Below are 2,946 nucleotides of genomic sequence, written 5' to 3'. Positions count from 1 at the left end.
CACCTAGCACCTAGCACCTAGCACCTAGCACCTAGCACCTAGCACCTAGCACCTAGCACCTAGCACCTAGCACCTAGCACCTAGCACCTTCGCTATTAACTTCTCGTTTCTCACATCTAATGTTATATTTAATCTAATTTAAGGATTTTTATAATTTTAACTCGGAATAGGTTATGTCAAAACTCAATCTCTTTTTAGGCAGTGCAATAGCTTTAAGCTCACCACTTGCACTGGCTGATAATGTTAATAATTACCAATCTTTTGCAGCCTTCACAGGATTAATCAACACTCCCAATGCAGAAACTGTAGAAAAAGGCCATGGTATTATCGGTTATAATAATCAACTTGCGCCTTCTGCATTTAAGGCTCGTTATTCTAACGATGAAAATGGTATTCGTTATGTCGATGGCCATAATTTTAAGTTTTCGGCAGGCTTATTCGAAGGGTTTGAAATACAGGGCATGCTGGCAGCTTATAGTATTCATACTAATAAATTTATTGGTATGAACTCTGAAATTCGTGACTTATCGTTTAATGCTAAGTATCAAATACCTTATATTCCTAAAGATTGGTTTAATGTAGCGATTGGTGTGCGAGATTTTGGTGGCCGCGCTAAGGCGAATGCTTACCAAACATATTATGCTGTTGCCTCTAAAGAGCTATGGGATTTTAGGTTTTCAGCGGGCTTTGGCGACAGTAACCAACCATTGGGGCAAATGGATGGTGCATTTGCTGGGGTTGAATGGCAAGTTTTCGACTGGTTTGCACTACAAGCAGAGCATGATAGCGAAGCATTTAATGCAGCTGCAAGGGTAACGGTACCTAAAGAGTGGTTATACGATTTTGGTGAATTAACTTTAAGCTCTCGCTTTTATAGCAGCACAGATAGCTCTGAAGAAGATACCTATTGGGCTGTTGATTTTAAACTACCTTTCTCAGATGAAGCCAAAGATAACTATAAACCAGTTGAGCCAGCGCCGTATGTTGCTCCTGTAAGTTCAAAGCCTACAGCAAAAGTTAAAAGTAATGGTCTAGACTTTGTTGAAACAGCAATGGCGCCTGAGCTTGCACAGCAAGACAAAGCTCTGACCGTTGCTACAGTTAAACAAGCACCTACACAAACTACTCAAAAACTAGCAAACTCAAGTTTAAATAGCCAAGTAACAGTTTTAAAAGAGGCACTACTTAATGATGGCTTCGAAAATGTTGTAGTTGGTTATAACCTGAATACTGTATTCGTAAACTTTGAAAACTCAGTATTCAACCGCAATGACATCGATGCAATTGGTGTGGTACTTGGTCGTATCGCTGAAAGTGTGACGAGTGCCAATACGCACTTTAATGTTCAGCTTTCTAAAACAGATATTCCTTTAATTGCTATACAAGGTAAAGTTGATAACTACCGCTTATTTATCGAACAAGGCGTGAGCCCAGATCTAAATGTGCAACACGGTAAAGCGAATATTCCTGAAGGTGTAGTATGGGCCGGTAAAGCAGAGGCAAGTCCTTACTTTAAACCAAGAGTTACTGTTAGCCCTGTTCTTTCATCTGCTTATGGTACAGAGTTTGGTACATATGATTACTCTTTAGGGTTAAGAGCAAATGTTGATTTGCCACTGTGGCAAGGCGGTGGTATTAACGTTAGCGCACAAACTGGCGTATACGAAACCGATGACTATAAAGATAATGGTGCATTCGATGCTTACAGTATTCAAGAAGGTCTTGTAAACGCAACTCTTTATCAAACCTTTAAATTGCCATATGGTTTTTATAACCAAACACAAATAGGCTTCTTTAAAGATTACTTCGATTATAAAACTATTATTAACGAAACAGCTTGGTTAAGCCCTGAAGGCCGCCATAAAGTGAGCGCTAAAATCGCTTATTTTGATTATGCAGATTACCGCGCATCTCGTGAGTACGAAACACTTACATACCAATATAACTGGGTTGAGCAAGATATTACTTTCCATGCTGTAGCTGGTAAGTATTTTTATGGTGACACAGGTGTAGCACTTGAAAGCCGCTTCTGGTTTGGTGATAGTTATGTAGCTATTTATTATCAAGACTCAGACGCACAAGTTGCTGGAGTTGCCATTAATATTCCACTTACTCCACGTAAAGACATGAAAGTAAGTCCAATTGGTCAACTTAAAGGTTCTGCTAACTGGCGTTCGGGTGTGCAATCACAAGTTGGAACTAAGAATGTATTAGTATTTAATCAGGGTTACGCACCTATTACTGAAATTAACCTTGATAGAACAATACTCAAACGTGGCCGATTATCTTCAAGTTATATTTATAGCAACCTAGCGCGAATGAAAGAAGCGTATGAGAGTTATAAATAATAGCGACTCGAAGTAACGAGATACGAGATTCGAGATTCGAGATACGAGATTCGAGATTCGAGATTCGAGATTCGAGATTCGAAAATCGAGATTCGAAAATCGAGATTCGAAAATCGAGATTCGAGTCAGATACTGATGCCAAGGAGTGGCTATGTACTACGAGAGATTAGATGTATGGAAAAGATCTTTTCAATTAAGTCTTTTAGTTTATAGAAGTTTTTATTTACTCAAAGATTTTAGTTTAAAAGATCAAATGTGTCGCTGCTCGGTTTCAATTCCAAGTAACATCGCTGAAGGGTATGAGCGCTTTTCTAAAAAAGAAAGAGCTCATTTCCTTTCTATAGCTAAAGGCTCCATCGGTGAACTCAAAACACAAGTTATGCTTGCTTTTGAATTGGGTTACTTGCATAAGGAAAACTACTTACTCATAACAAATGAGTGTGAAGAAATTGGTAAAATGCTAGGTAAATTAATGTACTTACATAAAAACAATTAATTTACCCTTGTATACTCGCAACTCGCAACTCGCAACTCGCAACTCGCAACTCGCAACTCGCAACTCGCAACTCGCAACTCGCAACTCGCAACTCGCAACTCG

Annotated in this window: 2 protein-coding genes; both read left to right on the top strand. The window is 39.0% G+C overall.

The window, feature by feature from the left end:
- The first annotated feature begins 173 nt into the window (after positions 1 to 173).
- On the top strand, positions 174 to 2,348 hold the full coding sequence (locus AN394_RS21015) for a YjbH domain-containing protein (RefSeq protein ID WP_055022505.1): 2,175 nt from the start codon (positions 174 to 176) through the stop codon (positions 2,346 to 2,348).
- Positions 2,349 to 2,499: 151 nt separating this feature from the next.
- A complete protein-coding gene (locus AN394_RS21010) occupies positions 2,500 to 2,844 on the top strand; it encodes a four helix bundle protein (RefSeq protein ID WP_054563303.1) in 345 nt (114 codons plus the stop codon).
- The last annotated feature ends 102 nt before the right edge of the window (positions 2,845 to 2,946 follow it).

The organism is Pseudoalteromonas sp. P1-26 (assembly GCF_001401795.1).
In the GTDB taxonomy this organism is placed as follows: Bacteria; Pseudomonadota; Gammaproteobacteria; order Enterobacterales; family Alteromonadaceae; genus Pseudoalteromonas.
This window is presented reverse-complemented; position numbering and strand designations above follow the sequence as displayed.